The 21,248-nt window shown below is 57.1% G+C and carries 17 protein-coding genes and 1 pseudogene; 7 read left to right on the top strand and 11 right to left on the bottom strand.

Annotation, left to right across the window (positions count from 1 at the left end):
* Positions 1-60 precede the first annotated feature (60 nt).
* From tcyJ to tcyN, 3 genes are read left to right on the top strand one after another with little or no spacing between them, the layout of a single operon-like run.
* Positions 61-858 (top strand): cystine ABC transporter substrate-binding protein, encoded by a 798-nt coding sequence (gene tcyJ / locus NA619_RS08985; protein WP_255961522.1) that lies wholly within the window; start codon positions 61-63, stop codon positions 856-858.
* Positions 855-1,523: a cystine ABC transporter permease gene (tcyL, locus tag NA619_RS08990; RefSeq protein WP_255961523.1), complete on the top strand. Its 669-nt coding sequence runs from the start codon at positions 855-857 to the stop codon at positions 1,521-1,523. Before tcyJ ends, tcyL begins: the two co-directional genes overlap by 4 nt.
* Positions 1,523-2,272 carry an L-cystine ABC transporter ATP-binding protein TcyN gene (gene tcyN, locus NA619_RS08995; RefSeq protein ID WP_255961524.1) on the top strand — a complete coding sequence of 250 codons (750 nt, stop codon included), beginning with the start codon at positions 1,523-1,525 and terminating at the stop codon, positions 2,270-2,272. The genes tcyL and tcyN overlap by 1 nt, the downstream gene beginning before the upstream one ends.
* Before the next feature lie 157 nt (positions 2,273-2,429).
* On the opposite strand, the gene NA619_RS09000 is transcribed toward tcyN, so the two are convergent.
* From NA619_RS09000 to NA619_RS09030, 7 genes are all read right to left on the bottom strand, one after another.
* Complete coding sequence (locus NA619_RS09000; RefSeq protein ID WP_272891718.1) at positions 2,430-2,774, bottom strand: hypothetical protein; 345 nt, start codon at positions 2,772-2,774, stop codon at positions 2,430-2,432.
* Positions 2,775-3,122: 348 nt separating this feature from the next.
* Positions 3,123-3,476, bottom strand: a complete 354-nt coding sequence (locus tag NA619_RS09005) for a hypothetical protein (protein ID WP_255961525.1) — start codon at positions 3,474-3,476, stop codon at positions 3,123-3,125.
* Between the two features lie 171 nt (positions 3,477-3,647).
* Positions 3,648-4,262 carry a GAD-like domain-containing protein gene (locus tag NA619_RS09010; protein ID WP_255961526.1) on the bottom strand — a complete coding sequence of 205 codons (615 nt, stop codon included), beginning with the start codon at positions 4,260-4,262 and terminating at the stop codon, positions 3,648-3,650.
* 106 nt (positions 4,263-4,368) lie between these two features.
* Positions 4,369-5,271 carry a PoNe immunity protein domain-containing protein gene (locus NA619_RS09015; RefSeq protein WP_255961527.1) on the bottom strand — a complete coding sequence of 301 codons (903 nt, stop codon included), beginning with the start codon at positions 5,269-5,271 and terminating at the stop codon, positions 4,369-4,371.
* Positions 5,272-5,411: 140 nt separating this feature from the next.
* On the bottom strand, positions 5,412-5,885 hold the full coding sequence (locus NA619_RS09020; RefSeq protein WP_255961528.1) for a hypothetical protein: 474 nt from the start codon (positions 5,883-5,885) through the stop codon (positions 5,412-5,414).
* 725 nt (positions 5,886-6,610) lie between these two features.
* Positions 6,611-7,018 carry an Imm63 family immunity protein gene (locus NA619_RS09025; protein WP_255961529.1) on the bottom strand — a complete coding sequence of 136 codons (408 nt, stop codon included), beginning with the start codon at positions 7,016-7,018 and terminating at the stop codon, positions 6,611-6,613.
* Position 7,019: 1 nt separating this feature from the next.
* Complete coding sequence (locus NA619_RS09030) at positions 7,020-13,232, bottom strand: hemagglutinin repeat-containing protein (protein ID WP_336605449.1); 6,213 nt, start codon at positions 13,230-13,232, stop codon at positions 7,020-7,022.
* On the opposite strand from NA619_RS09030, the pseudogene NA619_RS09035 reads away from it, so the two are divergent.
* Positions 13,226-13,801 (top strand): annotated as a pseudogene (locus tag NA619_RS09035) (ion channel); the annotation flags it as partial. The gene NA619_RS09030 and the pseudogene NA619_RS09035 overlap by 7 nt on opposite strands.
* 740 nt (positions 13,802-14,541) lie before the next feature.
* Here the strand turns inward: NA619_RS09035 and NA619_RS09040 are convergent.
* A complete protein-coding gene (locus tag NA619_RS09040; RefSeq protein WP_255961530.1) occupies positions 14,542-15,306 on the bottom strand; it encodes an SDR family NAD(P)-dependent oxidoreductase in 765 nt (254 codons plus the stop codon).
* 486 nt (positions 15,307-15,792) lie between these two features.
* Entirely contained in the window at positions 15,793-16,707 is a 915-nt protein-coding gene (locus NA619_RS09045) for a pirin family protein (RefSeq protein ID WP_255961531.1), read from the bottom strand.
* 104 nt (positions 16,708-16,811) lie between these two features.
* Between NA619_RS09045 and NA619_RS09050 the strand changes: the two genes are divergently transcribed.
* Both NA619_RS09050 and NA619_RS09055 read left to right on the top strand, forming a co-directional pair.
* Positions 16,812-17,753: a LysR family transcriptional regulator gene (locus NA619_RS09050; RefSeq protein ID WP_255961532.1), complete on the top strand. Its 942-nt coding sequence runs from the start codon at positions 16,812-16,814 to the stop codon at positions 17,751-17,753.
* A 275-nt stretch (positions 17,754-18,028) separates the two neighbouring features.
* Positions 18,029-18,907, top strand: a complete 879-nt coding sequence (locus tag NA619_RS09055; protein WP_255961753.1) for a helix-turn-helix domain-containing protein — start codon at positions 18,029-18,031, stop codon at positions 18,905-18,907.
* Positions 18,908-19,034: 127 nt separating this feature from the next.
* Here the strand turns inward: NA619_RS09055 and NA619_RS09060 are convergent, their stop codons facing one another.
* Both NA619_RS09060 and NA619_RS09065 read right to left on the bottom strand, forming a co-directional pair.
* Complete coding sequence (locus tag NA619_RS09060) at positions 19,035-19,253, bottom strand: flavin reductase family protein (protein WP_255961533.1); 219 nt, start codon at positions 19,251-19,253, stop codon at positions 19,035-19,037.
* A gap of 176 nt (positions 19,254-19,429) precedes the next feature.
* The gene (locus tag NA619_RS09065) at positions 19,430-19,858 is read right to left on the bottom strand and encodes a DoxX family protein (protein WP_255961534.1); all 429 of its coding nucleotides are present in this window, start codon (positions 19,856-19,858) and stop codon (positions 19,430-19,432) included.
* 396 nt (positions 19,859-20,254) lie between these two features.
* Here NA619_RS09065 and NA619_RS09070 point away from each other — a divergent pair, with 396 nt between their 5' ends.
* Positions 20,255-20,947, top strand: coding sequence for an endonuclease (locus NA619_RS09070; protein ID WP_255961535.1), 693 nt, complete (start codon positions 20,255-20,257; stop codon positions 20,945-20,947).
* Positions 20,948-21,248 lie beyond the last annotated feature (301 nt).

A 21,248-nucleotide genomic window follows, 5' to 3' on the forward strand; every position in this document is an offset into this window, starting at 1 on the left:
ATTTTATGGAATAAACCCACACCCTTAAAGTTAGATGAATTTCCCATCGAGAGGTCAGCCATGCCATTCACCACGCTGCGTCGTCATTTCCTGCTCGGCAGCCTGAGTCTTCTGCTTGGCTCTAGCCTGTTCGCACCAGTGTTTGCCGCCGATCTGCTCGATGAGGTCAAGGCCAACGGAACCCTCAAGGTTGGACTGGAAGGTACTTATCCGCCGTTCAACTACCAGGACGCCAGCGGCCAGTTGACCGGCTTCGAGGTGGACCTCGCCAAGGCACTGGCAGAGGAACTGGGGGTCAAGGCCGCGTTCCAGCCAACCAAGTGGGACGGCATCCTTGCCGCGCTGGAATCGAGGCGGTTGGATGTCGTGATTAACCAGGTAACGATCTCCGATGAACGCAAACAGAAGTACGACTTTTCTACCCCCTACACCGTCTCCGGTATCCAGGCGCTGACCCGGAAGGCCGATGCCGACTCGATCAAGAGTCCGGACGACTTGGCCGGCAAGAAGGTTGGCGTGGGCCTTGGCACCAACTACGAGCAGTGGCTGAAAGAGAACGTGCCACAAGCCGAAATCCGCACCTACGACGACGACCCAACCAAGTTTCAGGACCTCAACGTCGGCCGCATCGACGTGATCCTGGTGGATCGGCTAGCGGCCTTCGAGATGGTGGAGAAAACCGGCGATCGTCTGGCCGTGGCCGGTGAGGCCTTCTCCCGCCAGGAGTCCGGTGTTGCCCTGCGTAAGGGCAACCCACAATTGCTTGCTGCTATCGACGCGGCCATAGCCAAGTTGCGCGCGGACGGCACCCTCAAAGAGCTATCCGAGAAGTGGTTCGGGGCTGACGTCACGCAATGATCGATAGCAGCCTGCAACTGGCGCTGGACTCGCTGCCATTTCTGCTCAAGGGAGCGTGGTGGACCGTCGTGCTGAGCCTGGGCGGGATGTTCTTCGGCCTGCTGCTCGGCTTTGGCCTGGCGTTGCTGCGGCTGTACACCTACTGGCCGCTGCAGTGGCTGGCGCGGGTCTACGTTTCGTTCTTCCGCGGCACGCCGCTACTCGTTCAGCTGTTCATGATTTATTACGGGCTGCCGCAACTGGGCATCCAGCTCGATCCGCTACCGGCTGCGCTGATTGGCTTCTCCTTGAACATGGCGGCCTACACCGCCGAGATCCTGCGCGCCGCCATCGCTTCCATCGACCGTGGCCAATGGGAAGCGGCCGCCAGTATCGGCATGAGTCGTGCCCAGACCCTGTATCGAGCCGTTCTCCCGCAGGCCGCCCGCACCGCCCTGCCTCCACTGGGCAACAGCTTCATCTCGTTGGTTAAGGACACTGCCCTTGCAGCCACCATCCAGGTCCCGGAACTGTTCCGCCAGGCGCAGCTGATCACCGCACGCACCTTCGAGATCTTCACCATGTACCTGGCCGCCGCGCTGATTTATTGGTTGCTGGCCAGCGTGCTGGCGTACTTTCAGGGTCGCCTGGAAGACCGGGTCAACCGACACGAGCAGGACGCCTGATGATTTCCGTGCGCAACCTGAGAAAGGCCTTCAAGGGCCAGGAGGTGCTCAAGGGCATCGACCTCGACATCGCTCCTGGCGAAGTGCTGGCGATCATCGGCCCCAGCGGTTCGGGCAAGACCACCCTGCTGCGCTGCCTCAACCTTTTGGAGCAACCCAGCGCTGGGCAGATCACCGTCGGGAATATCCACATCGACGCCGATAAACCGCTCAGAGCGCAGCAAGGGCTGATCCGCCAGCTGCGCCAGAGCGTGGGCTTCGTGTTCCAAAACTTCAACCTGTTCCCCCACCGCACGGCCCTCGAGAATGTCATCGAAGGGCCGGTGCAGGTGAAGAAGGAGCCGCGCACCCAGGCACTCGAACGCGGCCGCGCGCTACTGGCCAAGGTCGGCCTGAGCGGCAAGGAAGACGCCTATCCCAAACGCCTCTCCGGGGGCCAGCAACAGCGAGTGGCGATTGCCCGCGCCCTGGCCATGCAGCCGGACGTGATTCTGTTCGACGAGCCGACCTCGGCGCTGGATCCGGAACTGGTTGGCGAGGTGCTCGCCACCATCCGCGGCTTGGCCGAGGAAAAGCGCACCATGGTCATTGTCACCCATGAAATGAGCTTCGCCCGCGACGTCGCCGACAGGGCGATCTTCATCGATGACGGTGTAATCGTCGAGCAGGGCGAGGCCAGGCAGTTGCTTAGTGCACCGCAGCACGAACGCACACGGCAGTTCCTGAGCAAGTTCATCGGCGATCACTAGGCGCACTAGCCCGGCGAGCGGCCGTTCTCCTCACACATCTTCTAGAAGTATTAACGTTCCGCCTTTTGAGCGCTGTCGGCTTTTACTGCCGTACCTCGCCCCACTGGCAGCATGAGCACTGCCGATGCAGGGAAAACTTACGAAATACCAATGCCCGTTAGTATTTGAATTTCGTATGCACCTTCTCGCCATGACGGTAAGAAATTACAAACTCGCTCCAGTTCTCGCCGCGAGCCCTAGCTAAAGCTCGTAGTTTTTGGACGAGATCGTACAGAGCCGCACCATTGAAATCCGTTTCAGCGTTCGTGACCTCAACACTGTCTTTTTCGATTGTCAGCTCTTCCACAATATAGTCATCATTGACTTCAACTTCGAGCCGAAACGCGTCGTAACCGGAGACAATCCCTTCATCCACGAGGGAAAATATGGCCCTAACCAATTCAAAATCTTCAGTAATCACTGGTCTTGCTCCGGGTTCAATGACGGGGTGAGCGCGAGCCATACGCTCATTTCCAATCTGCCACGTTCGCCAATTGGATGCCTAGCGCGCTGACCTCATCTACCCTCACGCTCGTAGCCATCCTGCGAAACTCCGAAACTGCGAGTGTTAGCTGACCTGCTCCGCAAACGCATGCCGAACCTAGTTGGCTTGTGCATAGCAGGCTAACCACAGGAAGATAATGCGCGGAGAAAGGTAAGCTGCTTGCAGGTCATGTTCCAAAGATAAGGCCACTAAACGAAACCCTAGGCACACGATTGATTCAGCGTGAAGATAAGCTCGGCTGGCTCTAAATGAACCGACCACCACCGCCCAATCAGGCCTCAAATGGAGGCCTGCTTATGACCGACTCTAGCCTGCGCAAATAAATTCTCGCCACATGACGATAGCTTCTTCCAAGTCGTCAATACTTATGACTTCAAAATAATCGTCGTCGTATAGGGAATATATTTTTGCCATTTCACCGGATAGCTCTGCTCCCCAGCTGTCACGAATCCACTCGGCATTACTTACCGCATTATATTTTACCGCTTGTATCATCGACAGACCTTCATTCAACCAATTCACGGTGTCCTTATATTGTTGGCCGCCATTATCGGATAACAAGCATGATAGGAAATCCACTCCATCTATCCCTATCACATCGGAGTGACAGCTGGGTTCCCTCACATCCCCCGCCTCATTCCAAAAAAAATTAAGCTTCATTTCATTCTACTTTACATTTTTGACTGGCCTTTTCGATGTCCCCGCAATACGCGCCAGGTCATGGCCCACCGCATTCGAGGACCAAGCGTACCGGCGCCTCCCTATATCGAAGCAAGGAGCGGGGCCGGCGCGGGATGCGGCTGATCATGAATGGCTCTGAGACGCACCGCCTTAACGACGCAATTGATCAAGTATCATCAGGTGAACGTCCATGTTCAGCTTGACCATATGCTCAAGATCAGCCGTCCCGCCAATACACAACGGGGGCTCGAATGCATACATCTCATGCTCTGCAACCGGCCCTAGTTTCGCCAGCGCCCGTTGGAACAACGGCTTACCCTGATTATCTTCAAAGTCGAGGCTTTCCCGGCTGCTCAACCCAAGGAAAATACCCATTGCACGGTCCGGGTTTGGGTTGCGTTTCTGGAGCTGATTCTTCAGCGCAACGATACCGCCCGCCAAGCTCGATACCGTGATCTTGCGTTGATAGCGCTCACCCCAGGCATACAACGAACCGAAGGCATCACGGGCAATGACGTGATAATTGTCTATGTCGGCCAGTTCAGTGCCATGGAGCCACATGTCCAATATTTCCTGGTATGGTTCCGGATCAACTATCCAGAACAGACCATCGGCGTAAGAGCACCAGCCTTCCTCCTGCCAGTAGCGCAATAGGGCGTCCGGTAGCCGTGAGCGATACTCCTCAATACTCGACTCAGGCACAACTCGACGCGAACCCGCTTCGCCAAGATTTCCAATAAGCAGCTGAATGAACTCGTCTCTCATCTACCACCCTCTCTCCGAAGCGCCATCACGATTCAAATACAGCTGACAGTACGTCTCATAAAGCTACCCACCACTCGCTCACTAAGCCACAGACCACTGCACATCTTCATTTCCGCCGAGTGAAAAAACGAGCTATCAAGCTTCGCTTGGCAGAAGGCTGTGCAGGGCGTTCGTTTCTACTTTCATCTGACGCAAATGAGGCGGCCTCACTGCTCGACGGGTGTATCAGCTCATCAGGGTAATGTTGATGGCCAATGCATAGCGCGTCGTCAATGCTAAAAACTCTGGCAGCAGCGACGGCCTCTACGCACCACCGACCGAAGTAAGCGCCACCGGCAAAGTTTTCATCACCGTACTTATACCAATACGGATAGCCAACCTTTGTAGCTTGGGCGTATGTTGCATTTCGCGAAGCGACGCCAAGCCCATCGAACCAAGACTCAACAAACTGTTTGAGAAGGAAGGCCTGATTCTCAACTGGCGCCTCTATAGCCCCCAACAGCAACGCGTAAGGCTTCGGGTATAGCAGCTCATCCCCGATCACTCTTTCCGGTGTACGTTTGGATATGATCTTGTCAAGAAGACGGTCTTGCCCTTCATTTCCAACGAGCGCTATCAGTCGCGACCATTGATCATCCGGAATCTCTAACGCAAGTCCAAGTCCCACAAGCCAAAAGCAGCTTATATAATGATCGAGATTGACCTTCCAAGACCTGCGGATTACCTGCTGCTCTTCGCTCCATATTTTGCCGCCTAATTGCTCGGAACGCTCCCATGCATCGAGCAAGCCTGGGAAGTACTGCGCAAGACTGTCTACACGACAGCCAGCTGAGTAACGGCGAAGCATCTGGTGCCAATGCTTCTGCACTATGGTGAATAGATACTGTGGTAGATAGCTGGGATCGGCACCTTGCTGCGCGGCAGTTTGTTTTGCCTCAGCGATGTACTGGTCACCATACTCTACCCACTCTGACCAGTAATGAGCGTTTCCTTTATGATCCCTAGACATTACGTTCCCCATCTCTCGAGTGCGATTGGGTCACTTATTGGTTCCGCGGCTTCATTAGAGACATCCCACCGTCGATCGTAAATTCTCTCCAACCGACAAGCATTGAATATACTTCCGGCGCTAATTGTCCTTGAGTACGGTTAATTCGCTGAACTTGACAAGATCAGCTTATCTTCTAGCAGGAGCCCAACGCCGCCAATCTTCCAGAGATTAAAATAAAGTCCAAAATCGATATCAAGGTCTATCAACGTAGCACCCATGAAATAGGCGAGATAATAATCGGCAGCTACGCCATACAACGCCTCAAACAACGCGTACATTTCCTTCGAACAGGACACTTTAGCGTCGCTCACAGCATCCCCGATCAGCTCGAATGCCCAATTATTCGGAATATCCTCCATGCGCCACCTATCAAGCTCGGCTGGCGAAACAAATACATCCTTCGCACTATATGCGATCTGATACAGTTCGATGTCCCCAAGCAGATTACAAACACGCGCTATCTCAAGTCGCCATTCCTCCCCAGCTGATAGAATCTCACTCTCTGCGCCTTGGGCTTTCGGCAACAGATATAAACTGTTGGCAAGCGTACCAGATGACAACACTACACTCACGCGCTAACATAACTGATCGGTTCGTGGAAAATACTTGAAGATAGTTTGCAAGTCTGCGTCAGAAGGATGATCCTTTATGAGCCCCAAGAAATGGGATTTGTCATAATCCGATTTGCCTTCACAATAAGCACACCAATCAGCAATCAGTGATCCCATTAACTATCCTCAATTCTTCTTAGGCAACGGAGGCAAAAGCGCCGGATCAATTTTCCACCTATCTCTTAACAAAATGAGATGCACATTCAACTCATCAGTAACTTTCTATGCCGCAAAATTACGCGAACTATCCTCTTATGACAGGAGTGACTCTCATAATTAAAATGGGTTTGCACTTGATCCTCCTGTCGATACGAAATAGCAAACCCAATCCTCACCACATTTATGCCGATTCTTTCAGCTATTCAACCAGATTGTAGAACTTACCCGCAGACGTGTTTCGTTCCGCTTGTGCAGGCGTTCAGCACGGACCACCCGTACGGAGTAGCCTGGCCGCGTTAGCGCCGTAGATATCGACACGACCGACACTGTCAACCCTAGAGATTTTGTTACCGTCTACCCTATGGATGGTATCGGTTCTGGCCTATTAGCGTGTTGGTCCAAGCACTTCAGCGACGGGCCTAAGCTCGATCTCGTGGAAAAAGTATTTTTGTGCAAGTAAAAAGACTCAAACTCATGTCTGACGGTTGCGGATTGTAAGGAGCGTCGGATCCTTACCCTTCGGCCTTTTAATTGTCTATGTATGGAGAAGACTTTAGTATTTCATCAATATCAAGCCTCGCTAGCTCCGCCCACTCAGGCTTTATCTCGCCGAGTAGCTGTATAAATCTGGAAAAATAAAGCCTTCTTGTATCACAATCGCCCGCTCTATTTTCAAGCTCATACTTAACCGCCATCTGCCGCACGGCTCTGGCCATAATCCAATAAAGCAGTTCATCCAAGGAACTAGTGGACTTACGATATATTTCATAACCTCGTTCAGAAGACACATAACTAAAGCTATTTTCGTGAATCTCCACGTAAGGTGCTCCATCATCTGCGGGGGCAGACAGGATAATCAATAACGGTTTTGGCGCATCAATTCTTGCGCCAAGCTCGTCGATTATGGATTGTAACTCGCGAATAGAAGTGACCACTTTACCGCACCTCTTTTATAAAGTGATTATCAATAAGCCATTGCACGTTAACTCGCTCAGAAAGGGCCGGCAAAATTTGAATTCCACCACCTGGCTCATTGAATGCAGGGGCGATTTTCCCTTGAATCACAGGCAAAGGTTTTAGCACTTCATATTCGTAATATCCCCCAGCCTTTGAGCCGGGCGCTAATGCGCGCTCATCAAATGGCGTTCCTTTAGGCGATAGAAATGAACCATCAGGCCCACCATAGCGGTCCAGTTTGGTGCCAACTGGTAACGTGTTTTTAACCGGGTCTTCTGCGAACCCTAAGTTTTTAGGCCAATCCCACCCCCCGTCAGCTAACTTAAACTGGTCGTAGTAAGAAAACCCTGCAGCTTCATTATCGGCTATAGCACCGATTGAGCCTGGACTTTTCGCAGTACCGCCTGTTGCACCACCAGCCAGGTTAGGGGCCTCGATCTTAAGCAGCTTGGAGCTATCTACCGCCATTTTTTCCAGGCTGTCTCGGCCCAGCTTGATGCCGACGCTGGCGAGCTTGACCCCGCCTTTCGCTATTCCACCGACACCGGTGAGTATGCCGCCAACATCCCAAACCAGCTCACCCATGTCTCGGCCCAGTTGCACAGCATGCTCGTCGCCCCCGACCGTCAGCGCTTGCTCAATGCGGTCGAGCTTGGCTTGCAGCTGCTGCTTAACCTCGTCTGGGTAACCGGCCAAGGCGCCTGGCTCATTGATCAGCCTGCCGATCGCCTGGATGGTCTCCACCGGATGCATGAGCATCTGCGACAGCCCCTGGACATCGTCGAAGCCCGCTTCAACCAGGCCCAGGCCAACGCCACTCTGCGTCAGCAAATCCTGCTTTTTGCTGATAAATGCCCATTTCGCCAAGACCTGGAGTTCATCCAGGCGCCCTTCTGCCTCTTTCAGTTCCTTCTTCGCCTGCACAAGCTGCTGAGTCGCCAGCCAGTTGTTATCAATGGCTGCGCTGGCCGAGGCGTTTGCAGCGGCTGCATCGAGGTCACCTGCCGCGGCAAGGCCGGTGACTAAGCTTGCAATGAGATTGCGTTTTGCCTCGCGTTGGGTCTCACTCTCCTCCGGGCTCGCGTTGGAAAATAATCCGGTGAGAAGGCTGGATGCGGCTGCGCCTGCCGCACCGCTTCCACAGCTCTGGCTGCTCGCCGCTGCGCCCGCGCATCCCACGATGCCATGCAATGCAGCATGGGATAGGGATCCTTCGATCAAGGTGCCTTCCTCAACGAGTTTCCCAATGTAACCGGCGCCCTGCTGCTGTATGTAATTGACGACCAAGCCTTGAATGAACGCGCCATTACTTGCGCTTACGTTTCCTCCCGCTGCGGCGACAAGCGCTGTGGTGACCTGGCGATAGGTTCCGCCCGCCCCCCAATTGTCAGCAACTGCTGCGGCATCCTTTCTAAGTTGTTGGGCCGATTGCAGCAATGCGAGAGCCTGCTCGCTGGTCAGATCCGGATTCATTGCCGCGGCTTCCGCTTTGTCTGCAGCGCGACGTTTCTCGTCAACCTCGTTTGCTTTGTTGGTCAACAGGGTGCCGACCTCGTTGGTAAGCGCCCCAACGATCTGGAACCCGGTTCGAATTTCTTCCTCATTGAAGATGGGCTTGAGTGCATTCGACGTATCACGGTCACTCGACACGTCGCGATTCAGCGATGCGACCGTTTGCTCGGCGGTCGAGCCTGTCAACGCTTGCTGGCCGGCCTCGTCCCTGATTTCAATGACCGCCCCGCTGATGCCGCTGCGCGTGGTGCTGCTGGCGCTGTCACGTGCACCAATGACTACTGGCAGGGTCGAGCTGACTCCGGCTTCGCTTGGCAATGTCGTACCTGGCGTTTGGGCGCTGCCCGCCTGTGCATTGCCTTGCTGATCCTTGCCAACGGTTGCGCCATACCCGCCACCCAGGCTGATGCTGCTACCGCTGTATTTCGCCCCGTTCTCAATCTCGCGGGTCGTCAGCGTGGCCGTACTGAGCGTGTTCCGACCGTCCTGGATGGCCTTTTCAGAGCTGGTGATGACCGCGCCTACCAGGTCGGTATTGCCACCCACGCGGATCTGGAATCCGTCATCACCCGCCCGGATGCCGGACTGCTCGGTGACGCTTGCAAACTCGGAATTGATGTCTGTTTTACCGACATTTCCGGATACGGAACTCGCGCCATAGCAGAACGGCGGGATACATAGGCTCACACCGACGCTCATGCTCTTCTCATCGACCGTATAGGTGCTGGTGTCCTGCAGACTCTCGATATTCAGGTCGCGCCCGACGTCGGCAATAACCTGCTTGCCTGTCGCCACGGCGCCTTTAAGATTCGTGTCTCGACCAGATATCAATGCCAGCGTGTTCCCGGCATCGACCCGCGCGTTTGTATGGGTAACGTCTTCCCCGTCGCTTTCGCCTCGATTAGCAGATACACCCAGGTTGAAGGAAATGCCGTTCTGGCTACCGCCAAAGGAGATCCCGATTCCCACGCTGGCACTGCTTCCCTCGCTATCACTCTGCTGTTCAGCTCTGTCTGTAGCAGCGAGCAGATTGATATCGCCCTCTGAGACGAGGGTCGCGTTGTTCCCCGCTTTGATCTGGCTACCACGGACGGTGATGGAGCTGTTATCGCCGGCGCCACGGGCGTTCAACGTCACGTCGTTGCCCGCCGCAACGGTGGAAGCCGCGGAGGTGTCGGTACGCTGAGTGACGGTGTTTTCGTTCTTTTGACTACCCAGGGAGATACTGATGTTAACTCCCCCGACTTGCGCCGGATTCTGGGCAACGGCGGTGGCAGCATTGTTTGCAGACAGCGCGGTCGTGGCCAGCGCCAAAGCTTGCATGCGGCTGTTATCGGTTTTATCCGATGCCTGCTTCATCTGCTCGGCAGTTTGAATCGCACTGATCACCGGATTGGTGATCGTGATCGACACCCCTGCTTGCTTGAACTTGGTCTCACGTTCGCGCTCGCTGATATTGCGTGCTTCGAGAATATCGATGCGCTCGGCGCTGATATCGACATCGCCCCTGGGGGCGACGACCTGGCTGCCAACCTGGCGATAATCTTTCCCAGCGGCAATCAAGACATCGCCGTCGGTTGAGCCGATGGTGCTGCCAACCGCTGTCCGCCGAGTCGATTCATCTTCGACGCTTTGCTGCTGGCTCCCGATCGTGACCGCGATGCCGCCACCGCTGAACAAGCCGCTCTTTTTCTCCGTCTTGTCGTGACGCTCGGTGACGCGGTCGGCCGCCGCTTCAATATTGATGTTGTTGTCAGCTACCAGGATCGTCTGTTGCGTGGAAACCACATTGCTGCCGCGCACGTTGATGTCTCGACCGGCCTGCAGGTACGTTTGCTCACCACTGACGGTAGAGCCGGCCACCAGGGTCTGGGTGACGGTGTCTCGGGTCGTCGTGGTCTTGCTTGAGAACAATCCACTCTTGCCCTTGAACTTGTGCGCCTCGTCGGCGAACTGGTAGTTCTCGGCCTCAGTGAGATTGATGTCACGCTGCGCGTCAGCCAGTACCATCCCTTTGTCGCTTGTTACATCTGCGCCACGGGCGTTGATGTCTTGACCGGCGCTCAGCTGAAGGTCGCCGGTAGACTGAATGACAGAGCCGACCTCCGTTCGGCTGGCATCTTTACGCCAGTTGCTGGCGTTCCAGGCGATGGATTGCTCGTGCGCCTCTGAAACCGTCCCCAGGTTGATGTCTCGACCAGCACCAATTGCCGTTTGGCCGTCGCCGGCGTTGACGACCTGCGCTGCATCGAGATTGACATCGTTGCCTGCACTGACCTTCATGGTGCCGTTGGCGCCACTGACGAAGAGCCCTGCCACCCGGGACAGGTTCGTCCGGCTTCCTTGAGCGCCTGAGCTCTCATGGGTAGTGGACGCAACAGTGATGTCCTGTCCTGCGCTAAGGGACAGCGAATCCACCGCGCCGATCAGCCCGCCGAGGTTATTGAGGTTCTCACGTGCTTGAACCGATGCATTGTCAGCCTGGATGCGTCCACCGAGGTTGTCGATATTCTGTGCAGTCAACGACATGACGCTGCGGCCAGCCAGGCTACCGCTGTTGATCACATCACCGCTGATGTCCAGGTTGAGCTGCTGGCCGGCAATCAAGGCGCCTGAACCGTCAAGATCACCCTCTTTCACGCGAACATAGACCTGAGGTACCAGGACGGTCCTGACTTCTCCGGAGGGAAGCGTTACCGGCTGCTCGACTAGCCAAACGATGTCGCTGGTGAGCGACGCCATTTGCTCAGCCGTCAGTGCAATGCCTGGGACGAGCTGCCACTCGCTCGCGACGGTAACGGCATTGTCTATCAGCGATCGATACTGCTGCTCGTCGCTTGCATAGCCCTCCAGGAAGCGCCGCCCAGTCAATTGCGCGATCTGCTCGCGAACAAGTCTCTGCTCATAGAAACCATCGCCAAGACGAAGCTGGCTCTGCGCCGGATCGATTTTAAGCCGGTCCAGCATGTAGTCGGAGGACAACCAGGTCCGATAGCTTGCGAACTTGGGATCGGTTTCAATCAGGAAACCGGTGCGTGCGCTCGGGTTGGTTTTGAACAAGCTGCTGGTGGGCAGACTTACCGAGTATCCGCCGGTGCGAACATGCTCTGGAACAGCACTTCCTTGCTCGGATGATTGAGCGGCAACCTCGATGATCGATCCGACATGATGCATTCCACCGGCATTTGCGGTCAGTGCGCCGGTTGTGGCGACCTGCTGGGCTACTTGCTGGCTACCGTGTCCGGCCACCGACGTGCCGGTACCGACCACGTTGGCAGTCTGTTGGTAGACGGTGGGCGACAGGGATATCGATTGGATTACAGGCGCCGGCGTATAAGCCGCACGACTACTACCCTGGTCATCGCGTCCCTTTTTCTTCTTGCGGTAGAAATTGGTGACCGAGCCTTCATCTGCAATGACGCGCTCACCTTGCAGCTCGGTGTTGGTCAGCTGATCAATGTGGCCCTGCAGCAAACCGCCGGCAATGATCCGACTGTTGTCGTTAAGTACATCTCCTGACTTGATCAGCAGGTTGCCACCCGACAGAATCTGCGCAGGGGCCGAGGATACTATTTGCGTCTCTTGAATGACGCGCGTGTAGTCGTATCGATTCCAGGTATCGTCGCTCCCGTCAGGCGTGTGAAGGTAATCCACCTCGTCATGGGTTAGCGTGATTTGGTCTTTGGAGTAGCGATTGGATGATCCGGAGAGCTGGTACTCCTGTACCGCCTCTCGGCTGACCTCGGCAATGCGAGTACTGAAGTGCTCGTTGGTGTTGCGGATACTCTGCACATCTATGGACAGGTTGCCGATCGACTCAATCGTAGCGCTCGCGTTATGGAGCCACTGGACACGCCCCTGCGCCTTCCCATCGGCCGTCAGCGTCTTTCCGATCGACAGATCCCCGGCGCTGAAGATCAGCGACTGTTCGCGATTGCTAAGCACGTCGGCGCCAATATTGAGTTCGTCCCTCGCGGCAATGACAGCCGCACGGCCATTCTCGTCGCTGTTTACAAGGTTAGCTGCCTCAATGGAGAGCTGATCGGCGTACAGCCTTCCAGTCCCGAGGTTGGTTAACGCATTGGCTTGCAGCCGTACGCGCTGGCCATCGATTAGGCCCCGGTTAACGAGCGAGTCACTGGCTTCTACGCTCGCCTGTGCCGCGCTGATTTCCCCGCTGACAAGGTTGTTCAGGGATTTGGCGCTAAGCAGCAGAGTGGTACCAGCCACCAAGCTGCCGCTGTTGGTTATGTCGCCGCCAACAGCCAGATCAAGCACATTGTTCGCCTGAAACTGACCGCTATTGGTCAACCCATTGTGGCTGCGGAATGTCAGGTCACCCAGGCTCAAGGCCCGGCCGGTACCCGAGAAGTAGGCGGCGTTGAGCGATAGGAGATTGCCTGCTATCAGGGTTCCGCCGGTGTTCGATACCGACAGGCGCTGCAAGCTGGGGTCGCGGTCACTGACCTTCAGCTGCGTGCCTCCCGAGATAAGACCGCTGTCGTTGTCGACGGACTGGCTGGCACCGATCTCAATTGATTCGTCTGCCCGAATGGCCCCGGACCGGTTGATAACGCTGTCAACGGCCAGGCGCATCGACCGCCCCTCGATGCCGCTTTCGGCGCCTGAGGTCAGGCTGTTATCCAGTTTGGAAGTCTCGAGATCGAGGTGATTATCCATTCATGGAAGACACACCGCTTGGGCGCGCTGCCTTCGGGGCATTCGGCGTGGTGGTGCTGGTTGCAGCGCTGCGCATCGTCAATCGCAGCCCGACGATTCATTCGGTGGCATTCGTGCTTGCAGCCGCCATCCTTGTACTGACGGTGACAGCGGAGCTGGTAGCAGTGCCGGAACTGCGCCTGGTGCTGGTTGTGCTCGAAGCGGGATTCTACTTTTACGCAACTGCAGGTCTTATTGGCTACATGATGGAGGACGAGCGCACCACGACCGATGAACTGTTCGCGGTAGGTGCAACGTTCACGCTGCTCGCATGGGCCTTCGCCTACACCTATGCAGCATGCCAGCTTCTTGCTCCAGGCAGTTTTGTTGCGCAGCTACAGCCCGATGAACCACGCAGTTGGGTTGAACTGCTATTTCTCAGCGTGACCATACTGTCCGGCGTCGGGCTAGGGGACATCCTACCCATACGCTCCGCTGCTCGCTCTTTGGTCATGCTTGAAGAGATTGCAGGGTTGATGTATGTCGCCCTCGTCGTTTCTCGAGTCATTGGGCTCACCATTCGCCGTTAGCAAGGATGTTCCAGCGCTTGCGCTGATCGCATTTGGCCTGCCACTGAGCCGGTGGCTGCGGGCCCACCAGGCCCAATGTTCAATGCGCCGCGACTCTGGGTACCTCGCACCTTTGTGCGAGCTCGCTGCGGGCCAACAGAATTGGCCTGCCCACATGGATATTTGTGAACCAGCGCCCACCGGCGAGCGCTCGCCCTCCCACCCTCTGTCCTATCATCGACCTGAACGGTCGTCCCTCTCAAACCGGCCGATCATTTACCGCGCTCATGGCGCGGTTTTTTATTTTCCGACCCGTCCAATCCTGCTCCAGACGACATCGTCCACCGGATGAATCTAACCTGTCGGAAGCGCTCCTTGCTCTGGTCGTCGTTGTGCATCGAGATCTGCGCGCAAAAAAAACCCGCCGAAGCGGGTTTACTCGTTATCCATTTTCCTTGTGCCGCGTCCTGCAGCAAATTCCTGGCACCGTCCCGATGCTGTGCGAATCCCTTGCCACCGCGCGTTGGACGAGCCAGCCAATTGCGGTGCCGACTTTGCGTGCCCGTGTGAGGCAGGCATAAGCAGCGTGTGTATGAGCTGCCAGTGATGGCACAAGTTCACCAAAAAGCCATCAGCTTAAGCCACGCTGACGAACGGTCATTTGGAGGGGTGGGGCAGCCTGCTAGGCAACAACATTATTACGAACTGAACGGCTTCAGCGCATGCACTAGGCGCGCGCCCCCCAATACACTGTCCCTAATTCAGCCAGCGGTAACGGTCATGCCACCATCGGCCATGACCACGGAGCCAACCATGAAGCTCGCACGCTCCGAGGCCAAGAAGGCGACCACTTCGGCAATTTCTTCCGGCTGTGCGGCGCGGCCGATCGGCGCGCCTTCACCATGCTGGGCCAGGAAGCCTGGACCATCCTCCACCACGTCATTGAGAATGTTGGTGACCACATCGCCCACTCCGATGGCGTTGACGCGGATGCCATGCTCGATTGCTTCGAGCGCAAGCGTGCGCGTCAGCTGGGCCAGGGCGCCTTTGGATGCGGTGTAGGCCGCGATGGTCGGGAAGGCGAAGTACGACGCGTAGGACGCGATGTTGACGATGGCGCCGGACCTGTTTGGCATCATCACTTTGACCGCTTCACGGCAATGCAGGAATGCTGCCGTCGCGTTGACGGCCTGGATGCGCTCCCAATCCTCGCGGGTCATGTCGACCACCAGCTTGTTGATGATGGTCCCCGCGTTATTCACAAGTATGTCGAGCCGGCCGAACCGATCAACCGCCAGGGCGACGGCATGCTCGGCTGCACCATCCGCGGTGATGTCGGCCACCAGTGGAACCAGTCCGGGCCGAGCCAGCTCTTCGACAGCCGGATTCAGGTCCTCCGCAATGACCATTGCGCCACGTGCATGCAGCATCAGTGCGATGGCTCTACCGATGCCGCTGGCAGCACCGGTGACAAGTGCGGCCTTGCCTTCAACTTCTTGCGGGACGTTGTTCTTGATATCAGCCATGGTGTTTCCTCCAGAGTCGGAACCGAGCGAGACATTCGCCCGGCCTGCACCCTTCGGGGTGCCGTCGTTGATGACGGCCCTACTGTCTCGTAGCCATGTAGTGATTGCCTTTGGAAGCTTGCCCGGGCTGTCGGGGTTTTGCGATTTAATGAAAGCGGCGTGTCAGCAAGCTCTTTTGCCTGCGCAATCTCTGAGCTCCTGGCAATGGCGCTTTTGCATTCGAATGCCCGGGCAACCCCGCCTGCGGAATCGTCAGCGACACCCAGTATCGACATGCCGTTAGTGAGCAGTGCCGCCGCAATTACAAAAAAACGATACGAAATATTCATGGCTGCAATGTTCTTGGGCGTGGGACTTGGGAGACTTCAGGGATGGTCACATGGCGAACGAGGCCCTGAGGCTCAGAGATCGAGCCACATTTGTTCGGCACCATCGGGATCAACGGTTGGCGACAACGACGGAACCCACAGGGTGATGGCCTGGGCATTACTTGAAGCGCCAGCGTGACCCGGTATCGGGGAGCGGTATGTAGTCGTCATCACCAGGCACATCTGGAAATCGACGCGCGCGCCAATCATCAGCCGCCTGGAGTATTCGGTCCTGACGGCTGGAGACGAAGTTCCAATAGATATGGCGAGGCCCATCGAGCGGCTCGCCACCGAGCAACATCAGCCTTGCGCCTTTGAGTGCACGGATGGTGACGTCGCTGCCCGGCCGGAGCACCACCAGCTGATCCGCACCGAAACGACCAGCCTGACCGACCACCTCCACCTCACCGCTGACCACGTAGAGGGCGCGCTCGATGTGCTCGGCAGACAGGTGATAACGCGCGCCGGCCTGCAATTGCAGGTCTGCATAGAACAGGTCCGAAAACGTGCGGGTCGAGGCGCGCAGGCCTTCGAGCGAGCCTGCAAGCAAACGCAACGAGACACCGTCGCCCTCTATCGTCGGCAGCAAGGGCGCGGTCAAGTGCTGGAAGCCCGGCTCGGCTTCTTCATGCGCTTCGGGCAACGCCACCCATGCCTGTAGGCCCATCAACGTGCCGCCGCTGGCACGCACCGGGTCGCTGGAACGCTCGGAGTGAACGATACCGCGGCCCGCGACCATCAGATTCACCTCGCCAGCCTGCAACTGTTGAGTGTGGCCTGCGCTGTCGCGATGGAGCATTTCACCTTGAAGCAGATAGCTGACCGTGGCCAATCCGATGTGCGGATGCGGACGGGTGTCCAGGCCCTGTCCCGAGCCAAAGACCACGGGCCCAAAGCTGTCGAGGAAAACGAAGGGCCCGACCATGCGACGTTGCGCTGACGGGAGCGCACGGCGGACATCGAAGCCGCCGATGTCACGCACGTTGGGCAGGATGATCTGTTCGATCGAGAAGGCTGCGGTGTGAAGGGTCATGTCGGGTCTCGCTGAGCGGCTGAATGAATGTAAGGCCACTCTAGGCCCGCTAGCTTTTCAGCAAAACCCGGATAATATGCGCCGAAACGTTCGAGGAATTAGAAATGATCTCCGGTCCCGGCACCCCGACTCTGGACCAGCTGCGCGTGTTTCTGACGGTGGTAGACGTCGGCAGTTTTGCCGGAGCCGCACGCAAGCTGCATCGCGCCACCTCCGTTGTGAGCTATTCGATCGCCAACCTCGAAATGCAGCTGGGCGTCAGCCTGTTCGACCGCAAGACCACCCGCAAACCGCAGCTGACCGACGCCGGACGCGCCGTGTTGGCCGAGGCTCGCACTATCTATAGCGGCATCGACGGTCTACGCGCAAAGGTCCGCGGCTTGCTGCATGGGCTTGAGGCTGAAGTGCATCTGGTGCTGGATGTGATGCTCCCGAGCGAGCGCGTGGTGGATGCACTCAAGGCATTCCGCGAGCAATTCCCGACGGTCTCTCTGCACCTGCATATCGAAGCGTTGGGCGCAGTGACCCAGCGTGTGCTCGATCGGAGTGCGACGCTGGGTGTCAGCGGCCCGCTCACTATGAGCATTGACGGGATCGAGCGTATCGGCGCAGGCAAGGTCGCGCTGATTCCCGTGGCGGCGCCGACGCATCCACTGGCCGCTGCCGGCCTGCATGAGCCAGGCGCAGGACGAGGGCATGTGCAACTGGTGCTTACCGATCGCTCCAAGTTAACGGGTGATCAGGAATTCGCCGTGGTCGGGACACGGACCTGGAAGCTGGCGGATCTGGGCGCAAAGCACATGCTGCTCCGCGAGGGCATAGGCTGGGGGAACATGCCCGAACCGATGGTTCGTGACGATCTGGTCAGCGGGCGGCTTGTATGCCTGGACCTCCCCGATTGCGCTGGCGGCGACTATCTTTTTGACGTCATCTACCGCACCGACACGCCGCCTGGCCCGGCAGCGCGGTGGCTGATCGAACGATTCAAAGAACAAGTGGGAGCTGCCTTTTGCGCCAACGCTCGGACATCCGCCTCAGCTGGTTGAACTCGAACAGGTGGTGGGCCATGTGGGCTGGTTCCTGCGTGCAGGCGAGAACTTACGCATCTGTGATCAGCTGATTCCGGACCTTGCTGCTACGCCTCCCTGCGCTACCCTATCGACCGCCGCCCTTGCCTGAGGGCTTGTGGATGATGCCCCTTGTGAATCGATCCGACACTGCCGATCGCCCTGCTGACGCCATGCTCCGCTCCGTCGAACAGATTTCCAACGGACATCTCCACGCGGAACGTATTCACGCCGGCAGGATTTGCGCCGAGTCCATGCTTCAGTACCTGCCGAGCGAACACATTGCGCTGCCGCGGCGTGCTGGCTTTAAGGACGTGGTGCTGCAGCTGTTCACGCACCACAGCATCACCGAGCCCATCCTTGTGCCTGCCGTAGCTGAGCCACTGCTTGTGATGGTGCTGTCGGGCGCAGCCACCGTAGAGGAGCGTGCCTTGGGTGGCGAGTGGAAGTCGGCCGATGTCGAGGTCGGCGACTTTTATCTCACCAGCTCTGCCCTACCCTACGAAATGCGCTGGCAAACCCGAGGCGGCGACACCTTTGAGGTGATGCATCTCTACCTCGCCCATTCGCTGGTCGATCAGGCCACGCGCGATCTGCTGGGCAGTCAGGCTGAGCCCGCCAACTTTCTCGATGTCTCCGGCGGCCACGACGAGCTGGTGCGCATGCTGCTCGAGCAACTACGCGTTGAGCTCATAGAGCGACGCGAGCCCAGCCCTCTTTTCGTTCAGAGCCTGGCCCAGGCGCTGACGGTCCACCTGATTCGCTCCTACCGTGATCCTGCGTCGACAATGCGGCGTAGCAACGCACTGCAAGCCTACAAGCTGCGTCGGGTTATCGACCAGATGCACGGCCACCTGGCGAACGAGTTTTCTCTGGTGGAGCTGGCTAAGGCTGCGCAACTGAGCGAATACCACTTCAGCAGGCTCTTCAAGCGAGCAACCGGCGTGTCGCCCTCGCGGTACTTCATCCGCCTGCGCATGGCTCGAGCCCGACAGCTCTTGCTAGACACCGACCAAAGTGTGATCGATATTGGCATGGCAGTCGGCTATTCGAGCCCGAGTCATTTCTCGCAGGTGTTCCGGCGAGAGATAGGCGTCACGCCGACTGCTTATCGCAACCCTGACCGCGGCTAGAGTTTCTGGGGCTTGAGCGGGTTGCTGTAATCGAGAACACGACCGGCAACCCGAAACTGGTCCTGGCCGCGGTCCTGCAGGGTTTCCAGTTCGGTAACCGCAGGCGCCACATACGCCTTGACGATCTCTAGATGAGCAGCTCGCCCTCGTCAATCTGCCGGTCGTCGATCAGGCGGCACTCGAAGTTGGCATAGCAGCCATCCATCAAAGGAGCGGCCACACGGTCGGCTTGCGTGCCGGTAGGCCTCGAATTGTCTCGAGGTGACGGCGCGTCGTGCAAGGAATAGTCGGTCTTAATGTAACGGGCGTTGAGCGCAACTCCTGTCTGAACGGACAGGTCCAGCATCACCGAAAATCGGGCACACCGCTGTTGGCCATCTGACTTAGCTACTGCGAATTTGCGGGCACAAAAAAGCCGGGCAATGCCCGGCTTTTCTTTTTGCCTGAAGTGCGCCGGCTGGCAACGAGCACCCACTTGCCGCGGATGTGTAGCCCTCACCTTTTGCGCAGCGCCTCTAAGAGTTAACCGCGACGCGCGTCCAGGCTGAAGCGCCCAGCGCCGAAGGCTAAGACCTGCAACAGCCCACCGGCCATGGCAATGTTCTTGAAGAAGTGGATGAACTGGTTCTGGTCGCCCAACTGGTTATGGAACGCGAGCGCTGTTACCACCGTGAAGGCAGCGAGGCCGGCGGCCACGAGGCGGGTGCGGTAGCCAAGTATCAGCGCAACACCACCAGCAACTTCAACGAGAATGGCAAGTGCGAGCGCTAAGGTTGGAAACGGCAGGCCGACCGACTCGATGTAGCCGATCATCCCGGCTGGCGCTGTGATCTTCGAGACGCCGGAAAGAATGAAGATGGCGCTCAGGAAAATGCGACCCACCACAGCCGCCGAAGTGGAGAAAACTGTGGCGCTGTTGGTCGTGCTGTTGAGTGCGATTGACTGTGTCATGGCGAGTTCCTCTAACTGGGCCACCCCTGTGGTGAGCCGCAATGGAGAAATCATGCCCTTTTGCATCTTGACTAAATAGCTGGCTATTTTCGAACGCTATGTTCTATTTAATCGAACGAACCCACCACACCTAGCTCGCTCATTAGCCAGTGCAACGAGTGCCTGAGCGTACGTTGATAACCGACGTATAAGCCGCTCGGGATCGCCGGTTTGGCCCAATAAGTTGCATATGTGCGCGGAGACAAATCCGCAGCAACGCCAACGCTTCCATAGGGCGGCTCATGGCGAGATGAGGTGAGCTCGGCTTTACAGCACGGTCGAGCGACCAATCATGGCCGTCATAGCTCGATAGCTGTATATTTATACAGATAAAGTCCCTGCGCCAAGGATGTGCGAATGCCTCGCCTCTGCCTACTGCTGTCTTTCCTGTTTTTGCTATTTTCTGTCAGTGCCTTTGCTGAAGCGCCTCGAACCTTCGCCGAGGCGAAGAAGGTCGCCTGGAAGCTTTACGCCGGCAATCCCGAGTTCTACTGCGGTTGCAGCTTTACGGGAAAAAAGGCCGACCTTCAGAGCTGCGGCTATGTTCCGCGCAAGAATGCCCAGCGCGCCGCTCGAATCGAATGGGAGCACATCGTCCCGGCCTGGGTCATTGGCCATCAACGCCAGTGCTGGCAAAAAGGTGGACGGCCAAACTGCTCGAAGACCGACGCAACCTATCGGGTGGCCGAAGCCGATCTGCACAACCTTGTACCTAGCATCGGCGAGGTGAACGGCGATCGGAGCAACTACAGCTTCGCCTGGCTTCCACAGCAGCCCACCCAATATGGCGCCTGCCCCATGGTCGTAGACTTCAAGGCGCGCAGGGCGATGCCTCGCCAAAAGGTACGCGGCATGATCGCCCGCACCTACTTCTACATGGCTGACCGTTATTCGCTGCGTTTATCCAGACAGGATCGGCAGCTCTTTTCGGCCTGGAGCAAAACCTACCCACCCGAATCCTGGGAGCTGGCCCGCAATCAGCGCGTAGCCTGTGTAATGGGGCATGGCAACAAGTATGTGGCGCGAGTAGATCTTTCCCAATGTCCTTGAAGGTACAGAATCCGATTGGATTCATGTCTCAACGCTTATTGAGGGCCGTGTAATGCGGCTGAAACGCGCTTAGTGTCTAGCTTTGAAAGGTTATCCCCAGAAGCTGTGGATAAAGCTGTTAATAGATATGGGATGACACGTCCAATCGCCCGGCCGGCGTGGGTTCGCATCAGATCGGCGAGATTTTGCGCAGCTGCAATAACGCGTTATTAATCAGCTACTTAAGAAAACATGAAGTGCATCTACGAAATTGTCGCGGCTGCAAACCAACCTGCTAGCGGAATGTGCATAAGAATTTGTG

It is taken from the genome of Stutzerimonas stutzeri, from assembly GCF_024448895.1.
Classification (GTDB): Bacteria; Pseudomonadota; Gammaproteobacteria; order Pseudomonadales; family Pseudomonadaceae; genus Stutzerimonas; species Stutzerimonas stutzeri_Q.